Source organism: Bradyrhizobium sp. TM233 (assembly GCF_036247965.1).
Lineage (GTDB): Bacteria > Pseudomonadota > Alphaproteobacteria > Rhizobiales > Xanthobacteraceae > Bradyrhizobium > Bradyrhizobium ottawaense.
The window spans coordinates 87,601-114,041 of record NZ_BTIG01000004.1 but is presented as its reverse complement, the minus strand read 5'-3'; the positions used below and the strand labels follow the sequence as shown (position 1 = coordinate 114,041).

At 65.6% G+C, this 26,441-nt stretch carries 33 protein-coding genes; 15 read left to right on the top strand and 18 right to left on the bottom strand.

The window, feature by feature from the left end; all coding sequences use genetic code 11:
• Nucleotides 1-6: 6 nt before the first annotated feature.
• The 3 genes from AABA86_RS11685 to AABA86_RS11675 form a co-directional block, all read right to left on the bottom strand.
• A complete protein-coding gene (locus AABA86_RS11685) occupies nt 7-2,088 on the bottom strand; it encodes a methyl-accepting chemotaxis protein (protein WP_338306824.1) in 2,082 nt (693 codons plus the stop codon).
• Between the two features lie 98 nt (nt 2,089-2,186).
• Entirely contained in the window at nt 2,187-2,609 is a 423-nt protein-coding gene (locus tag AABA86_RS11680) for a 2-keto-4-pentenoate hydratase (RefSeq protein WP_338306823.1), read from the bottom strand.
• Between the two features lie 104 nt (nt 2,610-2,713).
• Nucleotides 2,714-3,157, bottom strand: a complete 444-nt coding sequence (locus tag AABA86_RS11675; protein ID WP_338306822.1) for a DUF1810 domain-containing protein — start codon at nt 3,155-3,157, stop codon at nt 2,714-2,716.
• Between the two features lie 189 nt (nt 3,158-3,346).
• Between AABA86_RS11675 and AABA86_RS11670 the strand changes: the two genes are divergently transcribed.
• From AABA86_RS11670 to AABA86_RS11660, 3 genes are all read left to right on the top strand, one after another.
• Nucleotides 3,347-4,312 (top strand): DUF2778 domain-containing protein, encoded by a 966-nt coding sequence (locus tag AABA86_RS11670; RefSeq protein WP_338307185.1) that lies wholly within the window; start codon nt 3,347-3,349, stop codon nt 4,310-4,312.
• 66 nt (nt 4,313-4,378) lie between these two features.
• The gene (locus AABA86_RS11665; protein WP_018322933.1) at nt 4,379-4,636 is read left to right on the top strand and encodes a hypothetical protein; all 258 of its coding nucleotides are present in this window, start codon (nt 4,379-4,381) and stop codon (nt 4,634-4,636) included.
• 177 nt (nt 4,637-4,813) lie between these two features.
• Entirely contained in the window at nt 4,814-5,905 is a 1,092-nt protein-coding gene (locus tag AABA86_RS11660; protein ID WP_212244553.1) for a TRAP transporter substrate-binding protein, read from the top strand.
• Nucleotides 5,906-5,923: 18 nt separating this feature from the next.
• Here AABA86_RS11660 and AABA86_RS11655 read toward each other — a convergent pair whose 3' ends face one another.
• The 6 genes from AABA86_RS11655 to AABA86_RS11630 form a co-directional block, all read right to left on the bottom strand.
• The gene (locus AABA86_RS11655; RefSeq protein ID WP_338306820.1) at nt 5,924-6,706 is read right to left on the bottom strand and encodes an ABC transporter ATP-binding protein; all 783 of its coding nucleotides are present in this window, start codon (nt 6,704-6,706) and stop codon (nt 5,924-5,926) included.
• Complete coding sequence (locus AABA86_RS11650; protein ID WP_338306818.1) at nt 6,694-7,749, bottom strand: dihydrodipicolinate synthase family protein; 1,056 nt, start codon at nt 7,747-7,749, stop codon at nt 6,694-6,696. The genes AABA86_RS11655 and AABA86_RS11650 overlap by 13 nt, the downstream gene beginning before the upstream one ends.
• A 6-nt stretch (nt 7,750-7,755) precedes the next feature.
• Nucleotides 7,756-8,577: a GNAT family N-acetyltransferase gene (locus AABA86_RS11645; RefSeq protein WP_338306817.1), complete on the bottom strand. Its 822-nt coding sequence runs from the start codon at nt 8,575-8,577 to the stop codon at nt 7,756-7,758.
• Nucleotides 8,564-9,601, bottom strand: a complete 1,038-nt coding sequence (locus AABA86_RS11640) for an NAD-dependent epimerase/dehydratase family protein (RefSeq protein ID WP_338306815.1) — start codon at nt 9,599-9,601, stop codon at nt 8,564-8,566. Before AABA86_RS11640 ends, AABA86_RS11645 begins: the two co-directional genes overlap by 14 nt.
• A 26-nt stretch (nt 9,602-9,627) precedes the next feature.
• Entirely contained in the window at nt 9,628-10,398 is a 771-nt protein-coding gene (locus AABA86_RS11635; protein ID WP_212244543.1) for an ABC transporter permease, read from the bottom strand.
• An 83-nt stretch (nt 10,399-10,481) separates the two neighbouring features.
• Nucleotides 10,482-11,129 (bottom strand): TetR/AcrR family transcriptional regulator, encoded by a 648-nt coding sequence (locus AABA86_RS11630; protein WP_212244541.1) that lies wholly within the window; start codon nt 11,127-11,129, stop codon nt 10,482-10,484.
• 100 nt (nt 11,130-11,229) lie between these two features.
• Between AABA86_RS11630 and AABA86_RS11625 the strand changes: the two genes are divergently transcribed.
• From AABA86_RS11625 to AABA86_RS11605, 5 genes are all read left to right on the top strand, one after another.
• Complete coding sequence (locus tag AABA86_RS11625) at nt 11,230-12,234, top strand: ABC transporter substrate-binding protein (protein WP_338306814.1); 1,005 nt, start codon at nt 11,230-11,232, stop codon at nt 12,232-12,234.
• 293 nt (nt 12,235-12,527) lie between these two features.
• Nucleotides 12,528-13,226: a septum site-determining protein MinC gene (minC, locus tag AABA86_RS11620; RefSeq protein ID WP_212244537.1), complete on the top strand. Its 699-nt coding sequence runs from the start codon at nt 12,528-12,530 to the stop codon at nt 13,224-13,226.
• Between the two features lie 19 nt (nt 13,227-13,245).
• Nucleotides 13,246-14,061 carry a septum site-determining protein MinD gene (gene minD, locus AABA86_RS11615; protein ID WP_212244535.1) on the top strand — a complete coding sequence of 272 codons (816 nt, stop codon included), beginning with the start codon at nt 13,246-13,248 and terminating at the stop codon, nt 14,059-14,061.
• The gene (gene minE, locus AABA86_RS11610; protein WP_212085871.1) at nt 14,058-14,339 is read left to right on the top strand and encodes a cell division topological specificity factor MinE; all 282 of its coding nucleotides are present in this window, start codon (nt 14,058-14,060) and stop codon (nt 14,337-14,339) included. Before minD ends, minE begins: the two co-directional genes overlap by 4 nt.
• A 207-nt stretch (nt 14,340-14,546) precedes the next feature.
• Nucleotides 14,547-14,732 (top strand): hypothetical protein, encoded by a 186-nt coding sequence (locus tag AABA86_RS11605; protein ID WP_028144905.1) that lies wholly within the window; start codon nt 14,547-14,549, stop codon nt 14,730-14,732.
• Nucleotides 14,733-14,751: 19 nt separating this feature from the next.
• Here the strand turns inward: AABA86_RS11605 and AABA86_RS11600 are convergent, their stop codons facing one another.
• Complete coding sequence (locus AABA86_RS11600) at nt 14,752-15,006, bottom strand: hypothetical protein (protein ID WP_212244533.1); 255 nt, start codon at nt 15,004-15,006, stop codon at nt 14,752-14,754.
• Between the two features lie 106 nt (nt 15,007-15,112).
• Entirely contained in the window at nt 15,113-15,502 is a 390-nt protein-coding gene (locus tag AABA86_RS11595; protein WP_212245247.1) for a hypothetical protein, read from the bottom strand.
• A gap of 131 nt (nt 15,503-15,633) precedes the next feature.
• Between AABA86_RS11595 and AABA86_RS11590 the strand changes: the two genes are divergently transcribed.
• Nucleotides 15,634-16,419 carry an SDR family NAD(P)-dependent oxidoreductase gene (locus AABA86_RS11590; protein WP_338306812.1) on the top strand — a complete coding sequence of 262 codons (786 nt, stop codon included), beginning with the start codon at nt 15,634-15,636 and terminating at the stop codon, nt 16,417-16,419.
• On the opposite strand, the gene AABA86_RS11585 is transcribed toward AABA86_RS11590, so the two are convergent.
• Together AABA86_RS11585 and AABA86_RS11580 are read right to left on the bottom strand one after the other, a co-directional pair.
• Nucleotides 16,420-16,650 (bottom strand): DUF6894 family protein, encoded by a 231-nt coding sequence (locus AABA86_RS11585; RefSeq protein ID WP_212244529.1) that lies wholly within the window; start codon nt 16,648-16,650, stop codon nt 16,420-16,422.
• A 374-nt stretch (nt 16,651-17,024) separates the two neighbouring features.
• Nucleotides 17,025-18,068 carry a hypothetical protein gene (locus AABA86_RS11580; protein WP_338306810.1) on the bottom strand — a complete coding sequence of 348 codons (1,044 nt, stop codon included), beginning with the start codon at nt 18,066-18,068 and terminating at the stop codon, nt 17,025-17,027.
• A 371-nt stretch (nt 18,069-18,439) separates the two neighbouring features.
• Here AABA86_RS11580 and AABA86_RS11575 point away from each other — a divergent pair, with 371 nt between their 5' ends.
• Complete coding sequence (locus AABA86_RS11575; protein ID WP_162832231.1) at nt 18,440-19,036, top strand: L,D-transpeptidase; 597 nt, start codon at nt 18,440-18,442, stop codon at nt 19,034-19,036.
• 71 nt (nt 19,037-19,107) lie between these two features.
• Here AABA86_RS11575 and AABA86_RS11570 read toward each other — a convergent pair whose 3' ends face one another.
• On the bottom strand, nt 19,108-19,542 hold the full coding sequence (locus AABA86_RS11570; protein ID WP_338306808.1) for a COG4315 family predicted lipoprotein: 435 nt from the start codon (nt 19,540-19,542) through the stop codon (nt 19,108-19,110).
• A gap of 120 nt (nt 19,543-19,662) precedes the next feature.
• Nucleotides 19,663-20,127, bottom strand: a complete 465-nt coding sequence (locus AABA86_RS11565; protein WP_212244523.1) for a MarR family winged helix-turn-helix transcriptional regulator — start codon at nt 20,125-20,127, stop codon at nt 19,663-19,665.
• Nucleotides 20,128-20,228: 101 nt separating this feature from the next.
• On the opposite strand from AABA86_RS11565, the gene AABA86_RS11560 reads away from it, so the two are divergent.
• From AABA86_RS11560 to AABA86_RS11540, 5 genes are all read left to right on the top strand, one after another.
• The gene (locus AABA86_RS11560) at nt 20,229-22,151 is read left to right on the top strand and encodes an FAD-binding monooxygenase (protein ID WP_338306807.1); all 1,923 of its coding nucleotides are present in this window, start codon (nt 20,229-20,231) and stop codon (nt 22,149-22,151) included.
• Nucleotides 22,152-22,321: 170 nt separating this feature from the next.
• On the top strand, nt 22,322-23,296 hold the full coding sequence (locus tag AABA86_RS11555) for an SH3 domain-containing protein (RefSeq protein ID WP_338306806.1): 975 nt from the start codon (nt 22,322-22,324) through the stop codon (nt 23,294-23,296).
• A gap of 161 nt (nt 23,297-23,457) precedes the next feature.
• Nucleotides 23,458-23,736: a hypothetical protein gene (locus AABA86_RS11550; RefSeq protein ID WP_038946607.1), complete on the top strand. Its 279-nt coding sequence runs from the start codon at nt 23,458-23,460 to the stop codon at nt 23,734-23,736.
• 259 nt (nt 23,737-23,995) lie between these two features.
• Nucleotides 23,996-24,202: a hypothetical protein gene (locus AABA86_RS11545; protein WP_028144895.1), complete on the top strand. Its 207-nt coding sequence runs from the start codon at nt 23,996-23,998 to the stop codon at nt 24,200-24,202.
• Nucleotides 24,203-24,274: 72 nt separating this feature from the next.
• A complete protein-coding gene (locus AABA86_RS11540) occupies nt 24,275-24,595 on the top strand; it encodes a hypothetical protein (RefSeq protein WP_212245245.1) in 321 nt (106 codons plus the stop codon).
• Between the two features lie 12 nt (nt 24,596-24,607).
• Here the strand turns inward: AABA86_RS11540 and AABA86_RS11535 are convergent, their stop codons facing one another.
• The 3 genes from AABA86_RS11535 to AABA86_RS11525 all read right to left on the bottom strand — a co-directional run bounded on the left by AABA86_RS11535 (nt 24,608) and on the right by AABA86_RS11525 (nt 26,373).
• Nucleotides 24,608-25,177: a TetR family transcriptional regulator gene (locus AABA86_RS11535; protein WP_338306803.1), complete on the bottom strand. Its 570-nt coding sequence runs from the start codon at nt 25,175-25,177 to the stop codon at nt 24,608-24,610.
• Nucleotides 25,177-25,521 carry a DMT family transporter gene (locus AABA86_RS11530; RefSeq protein WP_338306802.1) on the bottom strand — a complete coding sequence of 115 codons (345 nt, stop codon included), beginning with the start codon at nt 25,519-25,521 and terminating at the stop codon, nt 25,177-25,179. Before AABA86_RS11530 ends, AABA86_RS11535 begins: the two co-directional genes overlap by 1 nt.
• A gap of 186 nt (nt 25,522-25,707) precedes the next feature.
• Entirely contained in the window at nt 25,708-26,373 is a 666-nt protein-coding gene (locus tag AABA86_RS11525; protein ID WP_338306801.1) for an O-methyltransferase, read from the bottom strand.
• Nucleotides 26,374-26,441 lie beyond the last annotated feature (68 nt).

Here is a 26,441-nt window from a genome sequence, read left to right as displayed (position 1 = left end):
GCTTGATTACGCCGCCCTGACCTCACCGAGGAAGCGGTCGAACTGGCCGGCGAGATCGCGCGACTGCGTTGAAAGCTGTTCGGCGGCGCCGAGCACTTCCCTTGCGGCCGCGCCCGTGTCGTCGGCGGCGCGCTGCACGCCTGCGATATTGGTGTTGACCTCCTGGGTGCCGCGGGCGGCCTCCTGGACGTTGCGGGCGATCTCCTTGGTCGCCGAGCCCTGTTCCTCGATCGCCGCGGCGATCGCGGTGCCGATCTGGTCGATCTCGCCGATGACGTCGGCGACGTTGCGGATCGCGGCCACGGTCTCGTCGCTGGCGCTCTGGATCGCCGTGATCTGCTCGGAGATTTCGGTGGTGGCCTTGGCAGTCTGGCCCGCCAGCGATTTCACTTCCGAGGCGACCACGGCAAAGCCGCGGCCGGCATCGCCGGCGCGGGCGGCCTCGATGGTCGCGTTCAGCGCGAGAAGATTGGTCTGCTCGGCAATGCTCTGGATCAGCGTGACGACGTCGCCGATCTTCTGCGCGCCCTCGGCGAGGGTGCGTGCGGTGTCGCCGGTGCGGCGGGCGTTCTCGACGGCGCGGGCCGCGATCTCGGTGGATTGTGCGACCTGACGGCCGATCTCGGAGATCGAGGAGGTCAGCTCTTCGGTGGCGCTGGCGACGGTCTGCACGTTGGTCGAGGTCTGCTCCGAGGCTGTGGCGACGACCGCGGCCTGGCTGTTGGTCTGGGCCGCCGTCGAGGTCATCGACTGTGCGGTGCTTTCCATGGTCGAGGAGGCCCGGGACAGGCCGCCGACGAGCTCGGTGACCTTGGCCTCGAACGCGCGGGTGAGCTCGTCGAGCGCCTGCGCACGGCGCATCTTGCCGTCGTTCTCGGCCTGCTTCTCGGCCGCGAGCCGGTCGGCCCGGATCATGTTGTCCTTGAAGACCTGAACGGCTGCAGCCATCGCCCCGATCTCGTCGGAGCGCGCGGCGCCGGGGATGCTTTCCGCAACCTCGCCCTCGGCAAGCCGAGACATCCGGCTCGTCAGGCTGACGATCGGCGCGCAAACGCGGCGGCGAACCATCACGATCAGGCCGGCACTCGCGACGAGCACGGCGGCAAGGCCTGCAAGCGCGATGGTGAAGCTGGTGCGCGCTGCGGAGGAAGCGCCCGCGAGGATCTGCTCGGCATTGTCGTAGAGCGCGTCGCGAACTCCGATAATGGAGCCGAGGCCCTTTTGTGACGCCGCGTAATAGGTATCGACATCGTGCTCATACTTGCCGCTGACGGCACCGTCCTTGACCAGCTTGAGCTCGCGGCCGAACTCCTCGACATAGCGCGAGTTCATCGTCTCCAGCGCAGTGCTGACATTGCCGGGAGTTGCGGGATGGCCGCGCAACTCCATCAGCGACATCACGATCTGGTCGTTGCGTCCCTGCATGCGGGCGACGTCGGCCTTCTCTGCGTCAGTCGCGACCTTCTTGCCGCCGACGAGGTTCTTGTGCACGCTGGCATTGAGGCCGCCGATGTCGCGGAGCGTCATGGCGATGTTCGCGTAGTTCGCCTGCCGGTAGGCATCGCCGTTCAGAATCGCCATGCGGCGAACCTGCTCGTTAAGCAGTGCGGTGACGCCCGCGTTGAGAACGGCGTTGTCGGCGACGACCTTGCGGGCCGCGTCCTTGCGCGCCTCCGCGGGTCCTGCGATCGCCTTGTCGATGGCTTCGCGGAGCGCGGTGAATTTCGCATTGATGGCGTCGATCTCGCTCCCGATGGTGGTGCCGTCGTCGAACGAGCCGGGCAGTTCCTTGCGCAGGGCGTTCATCCTGTCGCGCGCGCCATCGGTCTGCTTGCGCAGCTTGTCCTGCTCGGCCATCTGCGCCGGATCCACCGTCGCAGGCCCGTAGAGGATGTTGGTCGAAAAGCCCCGTTCGGGATTGAGATAGCGCGGAATGTCGCTGGCGGCGCGGACGATCGCGAGCCGGCCCTGGGCCTCACCGATCCTGTCCATGGTCTGGTACTTCGTCACGGCGACGTAGACGGCGAGGCCGCCGCCCACGGTCGAGAGCGAGACGATGGCGGTGGTCAGGAGCGTACCGATTTTCATGATCTGTCCGGCAATTGGCGCGGGGGGAGAAAGATATTCTCCGGAAGTTAGGATGCCCGTGTTAATCTCGGGTTTACGCTCAGGCCGATGGCGCCCTCTCAACTGTAGGTCGCGCTTACCGATCCCAGCGGACCAAAATCGGCAATATAGGTTTCGCCAGCCTTCGGCCGCAGCATGCCAGTCAGCGTGCCCGTGCTGATCGTCTGGCCGGTCTTGAGACCGATGCCTGTCCGCGACAGCTCGTTGGCAAGCCAGGTCAGCGGCACCAGCGGATGGTCAATCGCCTCTGCAGCGGAGCCTCGGCGCCTCTCGGCGCCATTGCAATTGAGGATGACGTCCTGATTGGCGATGTCGCGGTTGCGCCAGTCGGTGATGGGCTCGCCGAGCACGATCGTTCCCGATCCAGAGCCGTCCGCCACGATCGCCGGCATTGCTGGAAATGCCGCATCGTGAACGAAGCGGCACTCCGCTAGCTCGATGCCGGGATGCAACGAGGCGACGGCGTCGCCGACCTCACCCACCGCATAGGGCTTCGCGCGCGGCGGCAGGGCTCGGCAGCGCGGACGCCAAGGAAGGCATTCAGTCCTTCATCGAGCGTCGTGCCGCCGTCTTCCAGGGACGTTGATCAACGCTGAGCTTGCCGATCCAGCTTCGACAGGATCTCCAGCGTCGCGTCATCCCGCTCGCCGGCGAAATAGCGGGCGAGCGCCTCGCCGAACACGGGCTCATCAGACACCGCGCCGAACAGCGTCATCGACGAGCGGAATTTGGCATCGTCAGGTGCACCGAGGATGGCGTTGATGGTTCGCCCCTCGACGGCGAGCACGAGGCGGGTGCATTCGACCAGGCGCCGACCGAGGACGGGATGCGCGAGATAGGCCTTCGCCTCCGCCCGCGAGCCGATGGCGTAGCGCTGCGACATGGCACTGAAGCCGAGGCCGGCGATCTGGGGGAAGACGAACCACATCCAGTGAGTCTGCTTCCGGCCCCGGGCCAGCTCCGCCTGAACGGCGCGAAAAACCGGGTTCTGGGCCGTTACGAAGCGCTCTAGATCGAAAGGATCGGTCATTGGATACCTTAGAAGGACTTGCTGGCCGCGATTATGCCTAACTTTTGGCTCCCAATGTGGTAGCTGGTATAGAGTCTCCGGGCGGGGGTTGGGCCCCCCGGGGGTCGATTTGGGGATCTGATGGTTTCCGACGCAGCACATGCCGAGAGGCTGTTGTCGCGCCGCCGTGTCGGGCGAGCCGAGCGCGTTTTGCTGTCTCTGGCCGCCGTCGCGCTGGCGCTTGGCGCCGCCGCCTGGGTCACGGACATCGGGAATTCGAATCTTGGCAATTCGACCCCGCTGGTCTCCGCGGCGTTGCCGCCGGCCAATGCCCCTTCTTTCGAGGACCGCTTCGCGTCGGCGTCGGGCAATCCGCCGGCCCGCGACCTCGGCCTGCGGACGCTGGAGCGTTCCGCCCTGAGTGCGGTCCAGCTCAAGCTTCGCGACGCCAAGGCGATGCTCGCCCAGAAGCTCCAGGGCGACGATTGGCGCTCGACCCTGACTGATGACGACCGGCACGTGGTTGAAGAGACGAGGCCCTCGCAGCGTGCCGACGCCATCCCGATGCCGCGCTCGCGCCCGACCCAGGCGGACATCTCCGCCCAGATCGCCTCCAGCCAGGCCTATGCCGAGACCAACCCCAGGGTCGACAACCGCAATTTCTTCGAAAAATTCACCGACAAGATCAGGCTGGCCTCGCTGACGCCCGGCGACGGCCTGTTCGGCAAGGCGCCGGATCTGGCCGCCCTCGGCTACGATTCGCGGACGGCGGTCTATGACATCAAGGCCAAGGCGCTTTACCTGCCGAGCGGCGTCGCGCTGGAAGCCCATTCCGGCATGGGCGCACTGATGGACGACCCCGAGCATGTCGACCAGCGCATGGTCGGCGCGACCCCGCCCGCAACCTACGACCTGAAGCCGCGCGAAAAGCTGTTCCACGGTGTCCGCGCGCTGCGCCTGACGCCGACCGAGGGCACCAGCGCGCTCGGCCGCGTCGGCCTTCTCACCCACAATTACATGCTCGGGCCGCGCGGCGATTCCAACGGCTGCGTCTCGATCAAGGACTATGATCGCTTCCTCAAGGCTTACGACAATGGCGAGTTCAACCGCCTGGTCGTGGTGCCGAGCCTGAGCGGATCTGCGACTGCCTCGCAGCGCGCCAGCACCGACTCCTGATATTCGCCTGCTGCGGCGGGGCTGCCGTTTCCCCTTCGTTAAGCCGTCATCGTCCAGAAGCAGCCCATGAGTGATCCATCAAGTTCCGAGACCCCGCTGCGTACGACGTTCAAGATCAAGCTGAACGGTGACACGTTGGCGATCGCGACCGTCGGTCAGGCCTATCAATTCCTCACCAACTTCAAGTCGGTCGAATGGATGGAATTCCGCTCCCTGCACGAGGACGCCGTCGAGGCTCTGGAAGGCGCAGCCGGTAACGCGATGCTGGCGGTGCAGGCAACCAACGCCGTGCGCGCGCTGTTCGTCAGCGCCAAGCTGCTCTGAGGCCTTTCAGCTCACAGTCTCGTAGCCCGGAGGGAGCGCAGCGTCATCCGGGACCCATGTCCTCGCGCATCTTGTCCTCGCGCATCTTGAACTCTGCTTTGGGAACGGGCAAACGGTCCGCGAAGATCGTCGCCGCAAGCCCATATGTTTGAAATTTAGTTCAGGGAGAGACCCATCATGAAACGCCGTATATTCCTCAAGGGCGGCGCGGTTGCCGGCGCGACGACGCTGGTTGCCGCACCTGCGATCGCGCAAAGCGCGCCCGAGATCAAATGGCGCCTGACGTCGAGCTTCCCGAAGTCGCTCGACACCATCTACGGCACGGCGCAGACCTTCGCGAAATACGTCGCCGAGGCCACCGACAACAAATTCCAGATCCAGACTTTTGCCGCCGGCGAGCTCGTCCCGGGTCTGCAGGCGCTCGATGCCGTCAGCGTCGCGTCCGTCGAGATGGCGCAGACGCCGCTCTATTTCTACATCGGCAAGGAGCCGGCGCTGGCTTATGCCACCGGCGCGCCGTTCGGCATGAACCATCGCCATCAGGAATCGTGGTGGCACTTCGGTGGCGGCGCCGACCTCACCAACGAGGCGCTGAAACCGTTCAAGGCGCACGCCATCCTCTGCGGCAATTCGGGCACCCAGATGGGCGGCTGGTTCCGCAAGGAGATCAAGACCGTCGACGATCTCAAGGGCCTCAAATTCCGCATCGCCGGCATGGGCGGCCATGTGCTGGCACGGCTCGGCATCGTGCCGCAGCAGCTCGCGGGCGGCGACGTCTATTCGGCACTGGAGAAGGGCTCGATCGACGCCGCCGAATTCGTCGGCCCCTATGACGACGAGAAGCTCGGCTTCCAGAAGGTCGCCAAGTACTACTACTTCCCCGGCTGGTGGGAGGGCGGCGCGATGCTGCACATGATCGTCAATGATGAGAAATGGGCATCGCTGCCCAAGCAGTATCAGGCCATCGTCAACCAGGCCGCCTCGGCGGCCGGCGCCTGGATGCTTGAGAAATACGACAGCGTGAATCCGGCGGCGCTGAAGCGGCTGATCGCCAACGGCGCGGAGCTGAAGGCGTTCCCGCAACCGGTGCTGGAGGCCTGCTACAACGCGACCCAGGACCATCTGAACGAGCTCGCCGCCAAGAGCGACCTGTTCAAGCGGACCAAGGACAGCCACGACGCGTATATGAAGGAGCTGCTGTTCTATACGCAGATCGCGGAGAACTTCTACGACAACTATCTGCTCAGCAAGATGCGCAACAAGAGCTGATCGCGAGGGGCGCGGTGCTTACGCCGCGCCCAGACCCAGCTTCGCATAGATCCGCCTTGCATAGGCGCCGAACGCGTCGGTCGTCTTGAGCGGCAGGTCGCGCGGGAAGGGCAGATCGATCGGGAAATAGTCGGCCATCTTCGCCGGGCCCGCCGTCAGCACGGCGCAATGCGAGGACAGGAACACCGCTTCCTGGATCGAATGCGTGACGAAGACGATGGTCTTGCCGCTCTCCCGCCAGATCCGCAGCATCTCCAGATTCATCTGCTCGCGCGTCAGCGCGTCCAGCGCGCCGAACGGCTCGTCCATCAGGATCAGCTTTGGGTCGTGAATGAAGGCGCGCGCGATCGCGGTGCGCTGCTGCATGCCGCCGGACAGCTGCTGCGGATATTTCTGCTCAAAGCCGGCGAGCCCGACCAGGTTGAGCAGGTCGCGCGCCCGCTCGCGCGCCGCCTTCATCGGCAGGCCGACGATCTCGGCCGGCAGCAGCACGTTGTCCAGGATGGTCCGCCATTTCAGCAGCAAGGCCTGCTGGAACACCATGCCGATGTCGCGGCTCGGATCGAACGGGCTCCTGGCGTTCCCGATCTTCACCGTGCCGCCGTCGGCGCCATGCAGGCCAGCCAGGATCTTCATCACCGTGGTCTTGCCGCAGCCGGACGGACCGACCAGCGAGACCAGCTCGCCTTCCTGCACGTCCATGGTGACGTCCGACACCGCCAGGAATTCGGCGCCGCCGCTGCGATAGACTTTTCGCACGCCTTGCAGGCTGATGAAGGGCTCGGAGCTCATGCCAGCCATTTGTTCAAGTTGGCTGCGACGAAGGCATCGTCGCTGAGGTCGGCATGCTCGCGAGTGACGCGGTCAATCTCCTCGTTCTGGCCGGGGCTGAGGCCCTCGTTCGGATCGAGGCACCACAGGCCTTGCATCAGGCCCTGGCGCCGCAGCACTTCATGGCAGCCGGCGATACAGCCGTGGAAATTGTTGGCGACGTCGAAGAAGGCGCTGTTGCAGTCGGTGACGCGGGCATCGAGCGCCAGCAGGTCGGCCGGCACGCTGTCCTTGTGCCGCGCCGCCTTGCAGCGTTCGAACTGCTTGATGGCGCTCGCGGTCCAGACCGACCAATGGCCGAGCAGGCCGCCCCTGAAATAGGTGCGCGTCGTGACCCCATTGTCGCGGAGGTCGAAGGGCAGGGTGAGATCGAGCAGGATGTGATCGTCATTGCCGGTGTAAAGCGCGACGCGGTCGAGCGCGCCTGCCGCTGCGACACCGCGCAGCACGTCGAGCGTCCGATAGCGGTTGAACGGCGCGATCTTGATCGCGATGACATTGTCGATCGAGGCGAAGCGCTGCCAGAACCGGGCGGAGAGGATGACACCGCCGACGGCCGGCTGAAGATAAAAGCCGACCAGCGGGATCTCGGCGGCAATTGCCGTGCAGTGCGCGATGATCTCATCCTCGGAGGCGCTCTTCATCGCGGCTAGGCTGAGCAGGCCGGCGTGATAGCCGATGTCGCGCGCGGTGCGCGCCTCGGCAACCGCCTGCGCGGTCGGGCCGGCAAGGCCCGCGACCATCGCCAGCGGACGCTTGGTCCAGCTTGCAGCCGTCTCGGCGGCGAGCTCGAGCACCGGACGGTAGAGGCCGACGTCGCGGATCGCGAACTGCGTCGTGTGCACGCCGACGGCAAGGCCGCCGGAGCCGGCGTCGATGTAATAGCGCGTGAGCGCACGCTGATGCGTCTTGTCGAGTTGGCGCTCCGCGGTGAGCGCGAGCGGATGCGCCGGCAGCACGGTGCCCTCGGTGATCAGGTTGCGGATGTCGCTGTTGATCTGGCTGTGATGCATGATGTCCTATCCGAATTCAGGGCCGGCGACGGCGAATGGCGTTTCCTCGCCCGTGACGGTGGCGGGGCCGAACCGCATGCGCTGGAACGGCCGTTCGATGGTCCAGCCCCCTGCGGTCAATCCTTCCAGGAACGCGTCTTGCGAGGCGACGGCGTCGAGCAGGAGCGGGTTGGTCTCGGAGCGCACGATCGCATCAACCAAAGTCAGCGCCGCCGCGGCATTGTTGGCCAACAACGGGCCGATATGGCGGGCGGTCCGGCCGTCGCGCACCAGCGCGATGGCGCCGTTCGCGCCGACGATGCGCGAGCCGGAACGCTGGGCGAAGGCGGAGAGGAGGGCGGTCCGGTCGAAACCGGTGGCCCGCAGGTCCCGCACACAAAGCGCTTTGATGGTCGCAGATGACGATGGCGGCGCTTCGGTCCGCGCAGGCTTCAACAGCTTCAGGCGACGCAATTGCAGGGTCGGCGTGAACCCCAGTGGTTCGTAGACGGCGGCGCCGTCTGGCGTGGCGTCGAGCCAGCAGGTCAGGCGGTTCTGACGCGCCGTCTCCAGGCAGGCATCGACGAGGCGGGTGGCAAAGCCACGGCGGCGATGCGTGCCTGATACCAGCACCATGCTGATCCAGGCGTTGTTGCCGGAATAGGGCAGCAGTGCTGCGGTTGCGACCAGCCGCATGCTGTCGCGAATGCCGAACACGACGCCGTCGCGCAGGAAGATGCGCCAGTCCTCGTCGGTCTGGTCCCAGTGCGCTTCCGTCGACAACGCCAGCCCCGCGATCGCGTCGTCGACGCCGAGCTGGACGATGGGCGGGGCGTCAGTAACGGCCATCGCGCACCTCATATTTGGTGGGCTTGCCGAGGCTCGGCATGGCGCGCGAGACCCAATCGGCGGTCCAGGCGATCAGCTGCTCGGTGTCGACGACGGGAAGGCCGAACAGCTCGACCGCCTTTGACGTGTCGGTCAGCCACGCCGTCGGCTCTTCCGCGCCTGTCAGCACCGGCGCGCGGCCGAACCTTGCCCCGAATTTAGCAGCGAGATCGCGCACGGCCAGGATCTCGTGGCCGCTGACATTGATCGGCGAGGTCGGCGCGGTGCAGTGCGCGAGGCAGCGCAGCGCCTGCGCGGAGGCGTCGCCCTGCCAGATGAAATTGACATGGCCGAGGCTGACGTCGATCGGCGAACCGCTAAGCACCTTCGTCGCGATGTCGTGCAGCACGCCATAGCGCATGTCGATCGCGTAGTTGAGGCGGAACAGCCGGCCCGGCGTTGCGAATTTGTGCGAGAAATACTCGAACATGCGCTCGCGGCCGACGCAGGACTGGGCGTACTCGCCGGGCGGATTCGGCGCCATGTCCTCGGTCGAGCCTTTGCCGTCGACGGGCACGAAGGGATAGATGCAGCCGGTCGAGAACGCCACGATGCGCGAGGACGGGAAGGCCTGCGCCACCAGCGCCGGCACGTGCGCGTTCATCGCCCAGGTCAGCGACAGATCGCCCTCGGCGCCGAACTTGCGGCCGGCCATGAAGATGATGTTGGGCGCCTTCGGCAGCGCCCGGATGGCATTCTCGTCCATCAGGTCGCAATTGATCGTTTCAACGCCGCGCGCGTGCAGCCAGTCCTTCACGCCGGCGTCGCTGAAGCGGGCCACGCCGATGATCCGGCGATCGGGCGCGGCGGCCTTGGCGAGACCGGCGAGCGTCGGGCCCATCTTGCCGCCGACGCCGAGGATCATGATGTCGCCCTCGACCTCGGCGAGGTCGTCGATCAGGGCCCGCGTCGGCCGGCACAGCAGCTCGTCGAGCGCTGCGATATCGGGGATGGTCTTCGGCAGCGTCTGGCGGGTGAGCAGCATGGATTTGGTCCTTGGTTCTGCCGTTGTCAGGTCTGTCTTGCGTCGCCGACCACGAACATGCGTTCGAGGATCAGAACGAGGCCGTAGAGAGCGACCCCGAGCAGCGTCAGCAGCACGACGGCCATCACCATCGCGGGCGTGTCGAGCGATGACTGCACCTGGATCATGAGGTAGCCGAGCCCGCGCTCGGAGGCGATGAACTCGCCGACGATGGCGCCGGCGACCGCGAGGATGGCGCCGACCTTCATGCCGGAGAACACGTAAGGCAGCGATCCCGGCAGCTGGATCTTGCGGAACAGCGTCCAGCGCGAGCCGCGCAGGGATTTGACGAGATCGAGCAGGTCCGGCTCGACCTCGCGCAGGCCACGTGCGGTGGTGAGCAAGATCGGAAAGAAGCAGATGCTGAAGGCGATCAGGATGTTCGGGATGATGCCGTAGGAGAACCAGACGATGAAGAGCGGGCCGAGCGCGACCTTCGGGATCATGTTCAGCGTCACGAACAGCGGCAGCAGCACCAGGCTGAGCAGCGGCGCCCAACTGAAGATCACGGCCAGCGCGACGCCGACGAAGGCGCCGAGCGCGAAGCCGCCGAGGATCTCGATCGCCGTCACCAGCGTGTTGGCGCCCCAGGCGTAGTTCGCGGTCCCCAGCGTCTGGATCGTCGCGAGCGGCGAGGGCAGGATGAATTTCGGCACGTGAAACGCGTCGACGGCGACCTGCCAGAGCACGAGCACGGCGAGGTGCACGATCAGGATGATCGCAAAGCTGCGCGAGGCGCGTGCGCTGTCTCCTGTCACCGATTGCTCCCTGCTGGTGCGGCGGCGATGCCGCAGGTCGCGAGCCTAGCCGCCTTCCGGGGAAGTTTCAACCAGTTGGTTGATCATGGCCGGAGCGACTGCAGCACCAGATCTGCAACATGGCGGCGGCGGGCGCGCCGCGCCGTGCGGCTCGACAGGTCCTTGCCGAAGATCGCCGACAGCGTCGGCGTGTTGGAGAAGAAGAAATAGCTGAGGCCCGCAATGGAGATATAGAGCTGGACCGGATCGACGCCCTTGCGGAACACACCCGCGCGCACCCCCTCGTTGAGAATGTGGGAGACGCTCTTCACCAGCGGGGAGTGCATCGCCTCCAGCCGCGTCGAGCCGCGGACATGGCGGGCGCCGCCGCGGTTCTCGTCGTTCAAAAGCACGATGAAATCAGGGTGTGCCGCCAGGTGGTCGAACGAAGCCTCGATCAGCTTGCGGATCGCCTTCTCCGGCGGCAGGCCCTCGAGATTGAGCTTCCGCTCCTGCTCGCGGATATCCTCATAGACCCATTCGAGCACGGCGAGGTACAGCGCGTCCTTGTCGCCGAAATAATGGTAGACGAGCTGCTTGTTGACGCCGGCGCGCATCGCGATCTCGTCGACGCGGGCGCCCGCAAAGCCGTGCCGGGCGAATTCCAGCCGCGCCGCGGTCAGCAGCTTGTTGCGGGTGGCGACGGGGTCGCGGCGCTGCGGCACGGTGTCGCCAGATCGTTTTGCGGGCATTTCCAACCAAACAGTTGACAAGTGGGGAGCGGGCTTGTTGCATTGGTATCCTCACAAGGGGAGAGCGACAAGCCGGGTCGCGGCAATGAGGAGAGATGCGATGAAGCGTTTGCAGGCGGCTGTTGTGGCCCTGATGCTCGGTTTGCCGGCGGTGCCGGCGAGCGCGGGCGAGGCGGTGAACCTGATCCTCAACTGGACGCCGACGGCCGATCACGCGCCGTATTATTATGCCAAGGCGCAAGGCTGGTACGAGAAGGCGGGCATCGACCTCACGATCGAGACCGGCAAGGGCTCGGGCGTCTCCGCCGCCAAGGTCGGCTCCGGCGGCTCGCCCTTCGGCGTCGCCGATCTCGCCACCATGCTGGTGGCCAAGAGCAAGGGCGCCGATACCGTCGCGGTGATGAGCGTCTATGCCAATACCGGGCAGACCTTCTACTGGCTGAAGAGCTACGGCGTGAACGGCGTGAAGGATTTTGCCGGCCACAAGGTCGGCAATCCGCCCGGTGATGCCTCGCGCGTGATGTGGCCGGCCTTCGCCAAAGCTGCGGGCATCGCGCCGGATTCCGTCGGCTTCGTCAATGTCGGGCCAACCGCGAAGATCGCGGCGCTGAAGAGCCACACCGTCGACATCATCAGCGACTTCTACAACGAGCACGATCTGAAGGTGATCGAGTTCGGGGCGGATCTCGGCTACGTCAATTGGAAGGACATCGGGCTCAACCCTTACGGCAATTCGCTGATCGTCAACGGCGCCTATCTGCAGAAGAATCCCAAGGTCGTCGAAGAGTTCGTGCGCGTCACGCAGAAGGCCTTTGCGGCCTGCGTTGCCGACGTCGCGCCCTGCCTGAAGGCGCTGCTCGACCAGGTCTCCGGTCTCGACCAGGCGAACCAGGAGCGCCAGTGGGAGCGCATCAAGTTCCTGATGACGGACGAGTTCACGACGACGAAATCGCTCGGTTGGATCGATGGCGAGCGGATGAAGAAGGACTATGAACTGGTCCAGACCTATCTCGGCATGGAGAAGCCGTTCGACGTGACGACGGCGTTCACGACGAAGATGCTGGATCCGAGCATCAAGATGGATGCGAGCAAGGTGAAGAAGTAGGGGTAGGCACCCCCGTCATTGCAAACGCTGTGCGCCGCATTCCTCGTCTCGTGCCCCGGACGCGGCGCAGCGCCTCTTCGGCGGTGCGCTGCAGAGCCGGGGCCCATTTCGCCGGAGCAACCCGTGTGGCTTGGGTCCCGGCTCGGCGCAGCAACGCTTGCGCGTTGCAGCGCGTCCGGGACACGAGAGCTCAATACCGGCTGCTCCCACGTAACCCCACGGAGAATTAACCGGCTGTTAACCATATCCGCCGCATCGTTAACCATTCAATAACTGGGAACGAGTCGGCCGATATGGAGGCTGCAGTCAAACCTCAACGCCAAATGGTGCGCCTGCGCGGGCGCTCCTATGTGGCCTTCGTGTTCACGCCGACGGTTCCGGTGCAGGATTGGCTGCACGAGATCGACGCCACCATCGCGCGCTCGCCGGGGTTCTTTGCCGGCCGGCCCGTGGTGATCGACCTATCCTCGGTCGATCTCAGCCAGTCCGGTATCGGCCATCTGCTCACCAGCCTTCAGGACCGCAACATCCGGGTGCTCGGCATCGAGGGCGTGGAGGAGGCGAGGCTGACCCCGATGATGCCGCCGCTGCTCTCGGGCGGGCGCAGCTGCGTGGTCGAGCCGAACGCGCCGAAGAAGGCTGAGACGAAGGCCCAGGCCAAGCCGACGTCACTGCTGCTGGAGGCCCCCGTGCGCTCGGGTCAGACCGTGATCTTTCCCGAAGGCGACGTCACCATCCTCGGCTCGGTCGGCTCCGGTGCCGAAGTCGTTGCCGGCGGTTCCATCCACGTCTACGGCGCGCTGCGCGGCCGCGCCATGGCCGGCGTGAACGGTCACACGAGCGCGCGCATCTATTGCCAGAAGATCGAAGCCGAACTGCTTGCAATCGATGGGTTTTATCAGACCGCCGACGATATCGACGCCGCTCTTCGCGGCCGGCCGGCCCAGGCCTGGCTGCAGGGCAACACCATGCGAATTACCGCGCTGAACTGACCAGAAGGAGATTTCAGAAATGGCAAAGGTACTGGTCGTGACATCAGGCAAGGGGGGCGTCGGCAAGACCACGACGACCGCCGCCCTTGGGGCTGCGCTGGCGCAACGCGGCGACAAGGTCGTCGTCGTCGACTTCGACGTCGGCCTGCGTAACCTCGACCTCGTGATGGGCGCCGAACGCCGCGTCGTATTCGACCTCATCAACGTGGTGCAGGGCGTTGCCAAACTGCCGCAGGCACTGATCAAGGACAAGCGGCTGGAGAACCTCTGGCTGCTGCCGGCCTCGCAGACCCGCGACAAGGACGCGCTGACGGAAGAGGGCGTCGGCAAGGTCATCGACGATCTGCGCGCCCGCTTCGACTGGGTCATCTGCGACAGCCCGGCCGGTATCGAGCGCGGTGCCTCCATGGCGATGCGCTTTGCCGACGAGGCCGTGATCGTGACCAACCCGGAAGTCTCCTCGGTGCGCGATTCCGACCGCATCATCGGCATGCTCGATTCCAAGACCGTGCGGGCCGAGAAGGGCGAGCGCGTCGAGAAGCACATCCTCATCACCCGCTACGACCCCTCGCGCGCCGCGCGCGGCGAGATGCTGACCATCGAGGACATCCTCGAGATCCTCGCAACACCCTTGCTCGGCATCATCCCCGAGAGCCAGGACGTGCTGCGCGCCTCCAATGTCGGCACGCCGGTCACGCTGTCGAACGTGGATGGCGCACCGGCGCGGGCCTATATCGACGCGGCGCGCCGACTGTGCGGCGACACCGTGCCGATGCAGGTTCCGACCGAGCGCAAGGGTTTTATGGATCGTCTGCTGCGACGGAGGGCTGCATGAGCATGGGTCTGCTTCGGCTTCTCCGCGGCAACAAGGCCTCTGCACCCGTCGCTCGCGAACGGCTGCAGATCCTGCTTGCCCATGAACGCGGAATGCGTGGCCAGCCCGATCTGCTCGGCGTGCTGCGCGAGGAAATTCTCGCCGTCGTGTCCAAGCACGTCACGCTGGACCCGACCAAGGTCATCGTCCGGCTCGAGCGCGGCGACGACGTATCGACCCTGGAGGTCGATATCGAGGTGCCCAACGACTTCGAGCGCAAGAAAGCGGCGGTCGCGTAGGGACGCGGCCGGCGACTCCCAGTTTTGGGGTGGGTGAGAAGGCGGTCCGCTGGGCATAGCGGGCCGCCTTTGTCTTTATCGGCGGTCCAGTTCCAGCGCGTGCCGATGTGATCGGCCCGGCCGGAACGGTGATCACGGCGAAATCGTTGTGTGGGACGCGGAGCGCCGAGCCGGGCGCCGCGGTATCCTCATGACGGGAGAGCGCCCATGATGTCCGAGGTCCAGGTCCACACCGTCGCGCGGCAGATGCTCGAGCGGCACGGCTTTGCTGCGATCGCGAAGGCCGCCGAGCAGGCCCAGGCCTGCGACGGCCGCGGCGAGGCCGACGAGGCCAAGGAGTGGCGTCACATCGCCGACGCCATGAAGATCATCCGCGGACCGCACCAGAGCTGATCGCCGGACCGGAAACGCTTCAGCGTTCCTCGCGATCCGGCCCCCGTGCCGGGGAGCGATGCTGCGTCTGCGGCTGGCCGCGCTCACCCGCCTCCTTGCAGGGGAGCTGTTCCCACGATCCGTCCGGCGCCTGCTGATAGGCGCTGCACGAGGACGATGAGGTGGTCGATTTGTCCTCGCCCTTTTGGGCGTCGGAGTTCTTTGCCTGTGCCGGGGCGGCCAGCGCTGCGCTCGCCGCGAGCACGCCGGCGACAATGAGATGCGTCATCCGCATGGGGCTTCTCCTGTGCGAAGGAGCCCGATGCTGGCGAGGAATGTGACGATTATTGGCCGAAACGCAGTTCCGTCGCGGTGTCCTTAACGCCGCGACAGCCGGCTTGCTAGCCGCCCTTGGCGCGGATCAGGCCGGCGAGGTTGGTCTTCTGGGCCTCGCACCAGTTGGGCATGCCGAGGCGGCGCTGGTTGAGATCGGTCGCCTGGGTCGCCACCGCGACCTCGGCCATCAAATCGTCGTCCTGCTTCTCGCCCATCTTGCCGCCGGTGTGCATCCAGGCAATCGCCTTGCGCACCTTCTCGGTGGTTCCCTCGGGCAGCTTCATCTGTTCCGCCTTCTGCACGAGATCCTGGTAGACGACATCCGTGCCCGGGCATTCGACCTTGGCGGCGAAAGCCTGCAGGACCAGGGTCACATAGGTCGAGCGTGGATGGTCTTCGGCCCGGGCCGGAGCGGCGATCAGCAACAGGCCAACCATCAGGAAACCGTAGCGCATCACTTGGTAGCTCCTCCATTTTTTTGGGAGGCTAGCGTCCGGCGGGCTGCTCCGCAATGGTGCCGGGGCCAATTTGTCGCGCCACGCTGCGGTGCGCTATCGTGCCCCCCATTCCGGCCTTGGAGAGCGATATGAGCCTGTTCAGCACGCCGTTCGATCCCGCCCGCGACACGGCGCTCGTCACCGGCGCCGGCAACGGCATCGGTCGCGCCATCGCGCAGGCCCTGGTCGGCGAGGGCGTCCGGACCGTGTTCGCCGACATCAGCGCGGAGCGGGTGAGTGCGGCGATCGGCGCGAGCAAGAGGCCCGAACTGGCGGTGCCCTGGGTCGGCGATCTCGCCGAATTGGATGCGTGCGACGCGCTGCTTGCCGCCGCGGACGCAGCGTTGGGCGGGATCACGCATTTCGTCCACAGCGCTTCGCCGCCGCGGCGGGAGGCCGATCATGCGCTCGCGGTCGAACGCGGGATCTGGCAGCAGATGCATGCCGTCAATCTCGATGCCGGCTTTCACCTGGCGCGCGAGCTCGCAAAGCGGCTGATCGCGGCGAAGCGGCCGGGCTCGTTCCTGTTCCTCACCTCGCTGCATGCGGGCACGCCGCGCAACCTGCCACACTATTCGACGGCGAAGGCGGGGATGGCGATGCTGGTGAAGGAGCTGGCCAAGTCGTTCGGCCGCCACGACATCCGCGTCAATGCGCTGGTGCCCGGCGCGATCGCAGCCGGCGGGTTCGTCGCGGATCCCGCGCTGGCGCGGCACATTCCGCTCGGGCGTCTCGGCGAGGCCAATGACCTTGCGCCGATGGCGCTCACCGTATTGTCGAACAAGCTCTCCGCTTACGTCACTGGCGCGGCCTTCGTCGTCGACGGCGGACTGTCGCTGACGAACTGGTTCGAGCCGCCGGTGCTGGAAGCGTAGTTAGCGTTGCCAGGCCGGCACGGGATCGAGCGGCGTGCGGTAAAGCTCGTTGTCGTCGCGATCGGTGACGCGCACCGCGCAACCCTTCTGCTGCAGCTCGGGCTTCACCTGCGACAGCTCGGTGGCGAGCTGGTCGGCGCGATCGGAGGCAACCTCGATGTCTTCGAGGATGATTCCGCCCTGGTTCCTGAACTCTCCACCAACCACAAGATCGAAAGAGTAGTACGGCATCCGAATTCCCCGGTGTGACGAGATGAGCTTCAGTGGAAGTCTCAACACATGGCGGATGGTACCACTGAGTCGATATCTACCGATGAACGGACCGCGCAATCTCTGTGCTTATGGCGCAGAAATGATGTGCAACATGTGAACGTATTAACATTTAATTAAACATGTTGGCGTGATCTTAAGGCATGGAATTGCAGCAGAACCGGGCTCCGGGAACCGGCAGCTGCAAGAGAAGGCCGCCGGCATAGATCCCGACGGCCTTTTCTCTTGAGCGAGAAAAATCGCTTACCGTAATTGTCCGGACTCAACGCATCACATCGACTCGGACAGCCTACGCGACATTATCGCAGCGCGCCGTACTGCTACGCGGTCTCAGTCTAGCGTAACGGCATCGGCGGGCGCACGACCGGCCCATCGTCATCGGCGACGGCTTGGGTCGTTGTAACAGGTGCGGCTGGCGGCGGCGGCACGGCCGCAGCCTGCGAAGGCGGCGGAGCTGCGAGCGGCGCGGGCGAATAGGCCGGCATGTAGGTGTGCGACACGACCGGTTTCGGTTTGCGAACCGGCGGCGGTGACGGAGCTCGCGGTTGGATCGCAGCAGCGCGTGCGCGCGGATCAACAGGCTTGATCTCAGCGACAGGCTTCGGCGCGGGCGGTTTTGCCATCTCGCGCGCCATCTGCTCCTGTCCGGCCTTCAACTCGGCGATGTTGGCCTTGAGCGCTTCGATCTGCTGCGCCATCGCGGCGAGGTCGCGCGTCATCGATTGCACCGACTGTGCGGTATCGGGCTGCGTCGCTACGGGCGCAGCGGCCGCGACCTGGACTGCGGGCGGTGGCGCAGATTGATCGGCCGTTTGATCGGTTGCCGCTTGCGGTGCGGGCGGGGCGGCCTGCGCCACGGGCGGTGCGGCCTGCGCGGCAGCGACCGGCGCGGTCTGTGATGTCGACGGCAGCAGCGACTTCAATGCCGGCGTCCATTCGGCGAACATCTGTTTGGCGGTGTCGCCGTGTTTCTCCCAGGCGATGGTGGCGGCCGCACTGCCGCCTGCAAACAGAAACGTGACGAAAGCGCCGCGCAGCCACTTGCCCGCGGCGGATCGCTTCCGCGGGCCGGGACCATCGCTCGCTGCGAGGCGGACGGCCGTGTCGACAGAGGGCGGTGGCGCCGCCTGCGGCTCCGAGACAGGACTGAACTTGGGCTCCAGAGAGATTTTGCGATCGAGCAAGGCTTTGGGCTCCGGCGCGAATTTCGGCTCCGGACGCGTCGTGATGTCAGGCGCCAGGGCGGGCGCGACACTGATGGGGCGCGAGGCCAGCACAATATCGGGCGAAATCTGAATCGCGTCGTGCGGATCGTTGTCCTTGACCGTGTCCTTCACGATCTCATCGACGATTTGCTTGGGGTTCAGCGTCGCGAGCATCGCAGCTCCTTTGAAGGCCGGGCGTTTGAAGCCGGGGCGCTTGAAATACTGGTCGTCCGCATTGGCGCGAGCCGATCTATTGAAGTGAGCCCATGCCAACCGGATGAGCCTCGCACGATGTCGCACGAGTCCAGCCGGGTTTGACCAAAGCAAGGCGAGGGGATGGAGATGATGCGACGGTCTTCCGCCGTTTGTGGTGATGGAACCGTCCGCGTCGAACACGCGCACGTGTTCCACGTTGCCTTGTTTTCAGCACGATTTGGGCAGCATCTGGGGATGCTGGGGGCGCTGCTATCCGCTATCGGGGGCCGGCGGTGCCAAGATCTCTAATCGCTTTGTTCGTCGTTGCCTTGCTGCCGCTGGGCGGCTGCATGCAGGCAACGCTTTCGCCGTCGACCGACGCGAGCATGACGCCGCGCGACCGGCAGCTGCTTGCCCATACGCCTTACGCGCAAGCGAACGTGCCCGAGCAATATCTCCGTCACGTCGTCGACTACCAGCGCAAGGAGCAGCCGGGCACCATCCTCGTCGATACCGACGCGCGCTACCTCTATTACGTGCTGCCTGAGGGCAAGGCGATCCGCTACGGCGTTGCGGTCGGCGAGGAAGCCATGGCGTTCTCCGGTGTCGCGCGGGTCGGCCGCCTGGCGGAATGGCCGGACTGGGTTCCGACAGCCGATATCCAGGCGCGGCTCGGACCGTATCCGGCGCGCGTTCCCGGCGGTCCCGCCAATCCGCTGGGTGCGCGGGGCATCTATCTCTATTCCGGCAACAAGGACACGCTCTACCGCATCCACGGCACCAACCAGCCGGAGTATATCGGGCAGGCCATCTCGTCCGGCTGCATCCGAATGCGCAACGAGGACGTGATCGATCTCTACGACCGGGTGAAGCTCAATTCGATGGTGGTGGTGCTGCCGCCCGGACAGAACGCGCAGGCCGAGACCGGCGCGCGCTGGCGCGGGTGAGTACGCGCGGCGCCTCCGATCCCGACGAGATGATCATCGCGCACACGCCAGCACGCTGATGGCGGCTTTGCCTACTCTCCGGGCCGGGCAACGCGCCATTGCAGCGTCGTCGCATTGCCGTTGACGTCGCCGGGCGTCTTGTCGGCGGCCGAGGTGTAGAGCGGGCGGTAGCGGTACGCCCACATCCTGCTGCCGTCGTTGCGGCTGATCACGGTGAAGTCGCCGATGGCCTTGGCGTCGGCCGTTGCGGGCAACGGCATCCAGCTCTCGGTGCACTTGCCGTTGCAGTTCGAGGTCTTTCCGGTGGTGTCGTGCTCGTAATAATAGAGCGTCATGCCCTTGAGATCGACGAGCTTGGGGCCCTGCTTGGTGATGACCACCTTCGCCGGCGCGGTCGTCGCCTCGGGCTTGGGCGGAGGGGGGGTATCGCCGCCGCCATGGCCGTTTGCGAGCGCATAGCCGGTCGAGAGCGCGATGGCCGCTGCCGCAACGAGGAACCTGAACATCCTGATCTCCAGACCGGCAAAGTTAATCGCGCGTTAAGCGCAGAATGTTGCCGACCGTAACAGCCGAAGGTTAGTTCCTGGTTTCGCAGGCCTGCGACAATTACGTGCAAAAAGACCGGATCATGCCTGGAGATCGCGGAGCGGCGCGCGGCTCAGATCGTTGCCGGCGGCAATCGCCTTGCGCAACAGCCGCATCAGATCCTCACCCTCTTTCGCGCTGAGGCCGCGCAGCATGATGCGCTGGGCGGACTCCACGGCTGGCGTGATCTTGCGCAGTGTGCGCCGGCCCTCGTCGGTGATCTCGAGTTCGCGGGCGCGGCGATCGCGGCTGGAGGCGCGGCGCTCGGCCAGGCCCTTCTGCACGAGGCGGTCGATCACGCCGGTGATGGTGGTGCGGTCGTAGGCGATGAGCCCTGCGAGCGTCACCTGGTCGAGCCCCGGATTGGCCTTGATGGTCGCAAGCGCGGCGTATTGCACCGGCGTGAGATCGAAGCCGGCATCCTCGACCTCGGCCAGGAACACCGCGACGGCGATCTGCTGGAACCGGCGCGCCAGATGCCCGGGCATGTCGTTGTTGTCTTTCACCGAATTCTCCTCGGAGGCAGAGCGGTGCACCATCGTTGACAAGTATACTGATAGTCAGCATACTGAGCAATATCAAAACAGAGGGTTGACGGGAGAGGCTCATGCAATTCCATCTGAATGGATTTCAGCCGGGCGACCCTGACATCGCCGACCCCGCCGAGCGCGTTCAAGCCCCGGGCGCGGCGGGCGCCGTGCCTGACGCGGTCGATGTCCTCATCGTTGGCTGCGGCCCTGCGGGCCTCACGCTCGCCGCCCAGCTTGCGCAATTCCCCGATATCAAGACCTGCATCGTCGAGCAGAAGCCGGATCGCTTGCTGGTCGGGCAGGCCGACGGCATCGCCTGCCGCACCATGGAAATGTTCCACGCCTACGGCTTCAGCGAGCGCGTGCTGAAGGAGGCCTATTGGGTCAACGAGACGACGTTCTGGAAGCCGGACGAGCGGCTGCCCGAGACCATCGTCCGCAGCGGCCGGGTGCAAGACGTCGAGGACGGCCTGTCCGAATTCCCGCATGTCATCCTCAACCAGGCGCGCATCCATGACGGCTTTCTCGACGTGATGCGGAAATCGCCGGCCAAGCTCGCCCCCCATTACAGCCGCCGCCTGCTCGACCTCGAGGTCGATCCGGCCGCAGGTCCCGCCGACCATGCCGTGACCGTGCGCCTCGAACGCGCCGATGCCGGAAGCGAGGGCAAGGTCGAGACGATCAAGGCGCGCTATGTGGTCGGCTGCGACGGTGCGCGCAGCGTGGTGCGCAAGTCGATCGGGCGCGAGCTGCACGGCGATTCCGCCAACCACGCCTGGGGCGTGATGGACGTCCTGGCGGTGACCGATTTTCCGGACATCCGCTTCAAGTCGCTGATCCAGTCGGCGAAGGACGGCAGCCTGCTGATCATCCCGCGCGAAGGCGGCTACATGGTCCGCATCTATGTCGAACTCGCCAAGCTCGATGTCGGCGAGCGCGTCGCCAGCCGCAACATCACCGCCGATGACGTGATCGCCAAAGCGCAGCGGATCCTGAAGCCGCATGCGCTCGAGGTGAAGGAGATCGCCTGGTGGTCGGTCTACGAGATCGGCCAGCGTCTCACCGACAAGTTCGATGACGTGCCGGAGGCCGAGATCGCATCGCGCCTGCCACGCATCTTCATCGCCGGCGATGCCTGCCATACCCACAGCCCCAAGGCGGGGCAGGGCATGAACGTCTCGATGCAGGACGCCTTCAATCTCGGCTGGAAGCTTGCCGCCGTCCTCCGGAAGCAGTGCGCGCCGAGCCTGCTGCATTCCTATTCGGCGGAGCGCCAGGCGGTTGCGAAAGAGCTGATCGATTTCGATCGCGAGTGGGCAGGGATTCTGGCTTCGTCAGCAAAAGCGGGTGGCGGCGACGCCGCCAGGACACAGGACTATTTCGTCAGGCATGGCCGCTACACCGCGGGCACGGCGACGCATTACACGCCATCGATCCTCACCGGTGCAGCCTCGCATCAGCACCTCGCGCAAGGCCTCGTCATCGGCAAGCGCTTCCATTCCGCGCCGGTGATCCGGCTGGCCGATGCCAAGCCGGTCCATCTCGGTCACGCCGCGCAGGCTGATGGCCGCTTCCGGATCTACGCGTTTTCGCCTGCCGAAGATCCTGCGGCCGCGGGCTCCGCCATTCGCACGCTGTGCAACTTTCTGACTGAAGCCAGGGAGTCTCCGGTGAGACGATATACCCCTGTTGGCGCCGACATCGACAACGTGATCGATCTGCGGGCGGTCTTTCAGCAAAATCACCGCGAGCTCGCCGTCGAGGCGATGCCGTCGCTGCTGCTCCCGCGCAAGGGGCGCTATGGCTTGCGCGACTACGAGAAGATGTTCTGTCCGGACCTCAAGAGCGGCCAGGACGTTTTCACGATGCGTGGCATAGATCGGAAGGCGGGCTGCATGGTCGTAGTGCGGCCGGACCAGTATGTCGCGAACGTGCTGCCGCTCTCTGACTTTGCCGGGCTTGCGTCGTACTTCGACGCGTTCATGTTGCAGGCCAACTGATCGCAGGTCAGCTGACGGTCCGCAAGCGCCGGCTCGCGTGTTGCCGATGAACGGCGGATGAATATTGAACCGCGCGCGGCGCGCGTTTCAGTCTTTCGACGGATGGGCGCGCCATATGCGGAACGCCTGTCCTGCCAGCGCGTTCCGACTCGGAAGAGGAGGAACACACCATGACATTCAAGAGCGTTTTGGTTGCTACACTGCTGCTCGCGCCAACAGCCGCATTGGCCGCGCCGGGCATCGTTACCGTCTCGACCGGCCTGCGCGCCGGGCCGGGCTCGGGCTTCCCCCTGGTTGATCGTGTCCCCGAGGGCGCCCGCGTCAACATCCATGGTTGCCTGCGCGGCAACGCCTGGTGCGACGTCAGCTTCTCCGACGATCGCGGCTGGGTGTCGTCGCAATATCTCGAATATCTCTATCGCAATCATTACGTCTATCTCCCCGACTATGTCGACGAGATCGACGTGCCCGTCGTTCCCTTCGTGCTGACCTCGTATTGGTCGAATTACTATGGAGGACGTCCCTGGTATCGACGTCATGCCTATTGGAATAATTACTGGACCTCGCATCAGAGCGTTGCGACGCGGATGACGATCGATCCGCGTGCCGCCCGCATCGGCCGCGCGGCAACCCGCGACGCGGCGATCGCATTGGGGCGCGACGGTGTGCGTGCCAGGGGCGGCGCGGCAGTCTCCGGCCGTGATGCCACGACGGCTCGGCATGATGCCGCTGTCGCCAAGCGCGACGCGACGGCTACGCCCGATCGAGCCCGCGTTGAACGAAGCGAGCGCATCGCGCATGAGCGGACCAATGTGCAGACCCGCAATCCGCGCGATGCACAAGCACGCATGATGCACGAGCGGGCTGCGACCGGCGCTCCGGTGCGTGCGCAGCCGATGGCCCGCGCGCATGAAGCGCCGCGTGTATCGTCTGCGCCTTCAGCGCGTCCCGCGATGCCGCATGTCGCCCAGCCAAACGCGAGCCACGGTTCGCCGATGAATGCCCGCGCGCAGATGCCGGCGCCGCGCGCGGCCGCGCCTGCAATGCCGCACGGCGGCGGGGGCGGTGCTCCGCACATCAATGCCGCCCCGCGTGGCGGCGGCGCCCCGGCGGGCGGCCCCGGTGGTGGACATCAGAAGCACTAGCATTGCCAAGCAAAAGCCCGGCCCTGGTGCCGGGCTTTTCTTCGCTGTGTCGAGGCCTTTACAATTTAAGATAGTTCTTCGTGTGCAGATTTAATCGATCGTAACATGTCTACCCAAAGCTGTAAGCATCCACTCGGGGCAGCGGGGCACGGGAGGATGACATGAGACAGAGCCAGGCGGAGACGCGCCGCCAGAATGTCGCGAAGCGTTCGATGACGAAGGAGGCCAAGCAGCTGACCGGCTTGATTGCCGGACTGCGCGAATCCCTGGAAGGGATCCACAAGGAACGAACGAGCGCCAAGCTCACCGGCGCCGAGATGGGCATGCTCGACGAGCGCCGCAACAACCTGCTGCTCACCATTGCAGCCCTCGACGACCGCCTCTCTGCGGTGCAAGGGCTGATTGATCTCGGCCGACCCCACATCATCCGCGTGCACTAGCGGGCTCGGACACGGGACGATCGGTTCCATTGTTGATGTGACGGGCCGCCCCCGGCGGCCGATCCGGCACGACATGGTCCAGCACGGCTTGTAGACGGCTCCGTCGTCGCAGGGGGAACCTGCGACGGGTTGGAATTGCATTCCTGTGGGGCACGGCTCGACGCCGGTTGCCGATCATCGGCGCCATGCCAGCGGATGGCACCAAATTGCCACGCTCCCGGCGAATTGCCGCCAAAGCCCGCTGCCACGAGGAGGCCGGGTGCAGGGCGACGCAAGGGGATGCGAATTGGCCTACAAGATGATCGCAGAACGCGACAACGAGAAGTACAGTTTCGCCCGGGAGAGCCGGCTGCTCATCGTGGCGAAGGCGAAGGTGTGGGCGAGCGAGGGGTGGCGGGTCGTCATCACCGACCAGGACGGCAAGGCCTACGCACCGCCGGAGTTCGATCAGCTGTCGGCGGCGTGACCGAAGGGCGGGCGAGGGGACGGCATTTTGACATCGCTGTTTCGACCGGGGCGCGATCGGATCGTGCCCGTGATGACTGTTGCAGCCGCCGCCGTTCTGACGGCGACGGTTGCCGCCGCGCAAAATCTCGACGCCGGCAAGTCGCCCGCAAAGCTCTTCGCTGACGGCTGCGCGACCTGCCATCGCAGTCCGCGCGGCCTTGCCAAGGGTCGCTTCAGCCTGACGCTGTCCTGGTTCCTGAAGGACCATTACGCGACCAGTTCGGACTCGGCCAAGGCGCTCGCGGCGTATCTGGAGTCGGTCGACGAGCCGCCGGCGCGCGCTGTGGCCAAGCCCGGCAAGAAGCCCGCCCGATCCGCATCGCGTCCACCCAAGCCGGTGCAGAGCCAGTAGGCGTGCGGGCTGCTATCTGCGTCGATAGGTCTGCGCGATCAGCAGTGCGTGCACCGCGCGTAGCTCGGCGCTCATCCGCGTCTGTCCCGTCGTGACGTAAGAGAGCCAGGCGCCATCAGCGGCCAGGCGCACCATTTGCAGTTCGGGCGTGCCGTCGGTTGCGCGATGGCGCTTTAGCCGCGCCTTGATCCAGTCGTTCCAGAGCCGCCGGAGCGGCGGATCGGTGACGACGACCATGCTCAGCGCCGCCCAGGGCGTCGCGAATCCCAGGGTTTTGCCGGTGAACACGGCATTCACATAGGCCCGCGTGAAGCTGCCGCGCGGCTTCGGATCGGCTTCAATCGTGGCGTCGATCTCGGCATCGACACGCGCGAGGAGATCGGCAAACAGGCCCTCGATCAGTGCCTGCTTGCTGCCAAAGTGGTGAAACAGCCCGCCCTTGGTGACGCCGGCCGCGACTGCGACCGCCTGCACCGTAACGCCGGCGACGCCGTGGTCCATGGCGATCGCCGCGGCACAGTCGAGCAGGGCGCGCCGGACCTGCTCCGGCTGCTTGGCGCGGGTGTAGCGGCTTTCCGCCATCAATGCACACTGGCCTGCGAGAACAGGTTGATGACCACGACCCCGGATACGATCAACGCGATGCCGACGAAGGCCGCGGCGTCCAGCATCTGGCGGAACAGCACGAACGAGACGGTGGCGGTCAGGATGATGCCGACCCCGCCCCAGATCGCATAGGCGACGCTCAAGGGGATGACGCGGATCGCCACCGACAGCGCATAGAACGAGGCGACGTAGAACAGCACCATGGCCAGCGTCGGCCACGGCCGGGTGAATTGCGCGGATTGCTGCAGGAAGGCGGACGCCGTGACCTCGAGAACGATGGCGAGGGCGAGCGCTGCGTAGGCATTGAAGGCGGAGGTCATGGTCAGCTCCGGCGCGGGGAACAGGAAGATACCGCGCGGTAGGTATGTTTAGCACGCCCTGGCCCGGCTTTGGCCAGGACGGGGTATCACGTGTGAGTGACGAGGCTGCGACACCCGTGACAGCATGAAGCCGCCGCGTGGTGAAGAGCGCGGCGGCTCCAGAATTTCGTGGCGTTTCGACCTGTGTCAGCTGATCCGCACGGAGAGCTCGACGTCTTCGGCGAACGGCGCGGACATGTAGCCGCTGTCGGGCGCGCGCACGCGCGCCAGATAGTCCGGGCTGTCGTCGGCATTGTCGGCGACGATGATCGCACCCGGTCCGAGATGGCCTTCCAGCAGATCAAGGATCTCCGGATAGAGCGCCTTGGCGCCGTCGAGCAGCACGAGATCGATCGTAGCAGGCAGATCGGCGCTGAGCGTCTTCAGCGCGTCGCCTTCACGGATTTCGACGAGGTCGATCAAGCCGCCCGCGATGAGGTTTTCCCGCGCCCGCGCCGCCTTGGACGGCTCGAATTCGCTGGTGATGAGGTGGCCGCCGCCATTGTCGCGCAGACCTGCGGCAAGGTGCAGCGTCGAGATGCCGAACGACGTGCCGAACTCGACGATCACCCTGGCGCGGGAACTGCGTGCCAGCATGTAGAGCAGGTGGCCCGTTTCGCGCGAGACCGCGAGCGGTGCGTCCTTCAAGCGTCCGTAGAGGTCGCGATAGTCGGTCTTGCTGCGCATCAAGCGCGTCCGGTCTGCGTCGGACAGATCCGCGACGGCGGCGCGTGTTGCGCCGTTTGCTGCCTCAGCCTCGTCGAACAGGCGGTCCAGCAGCGGCGCAAGCGATGTGATGGTCGGGGTGCTCATTCGAGGCCTCCAGAGTTGGCGAAGAAACGCGTGCTTGCGTGCCGATTGAAATACGACTAATTCGTCGC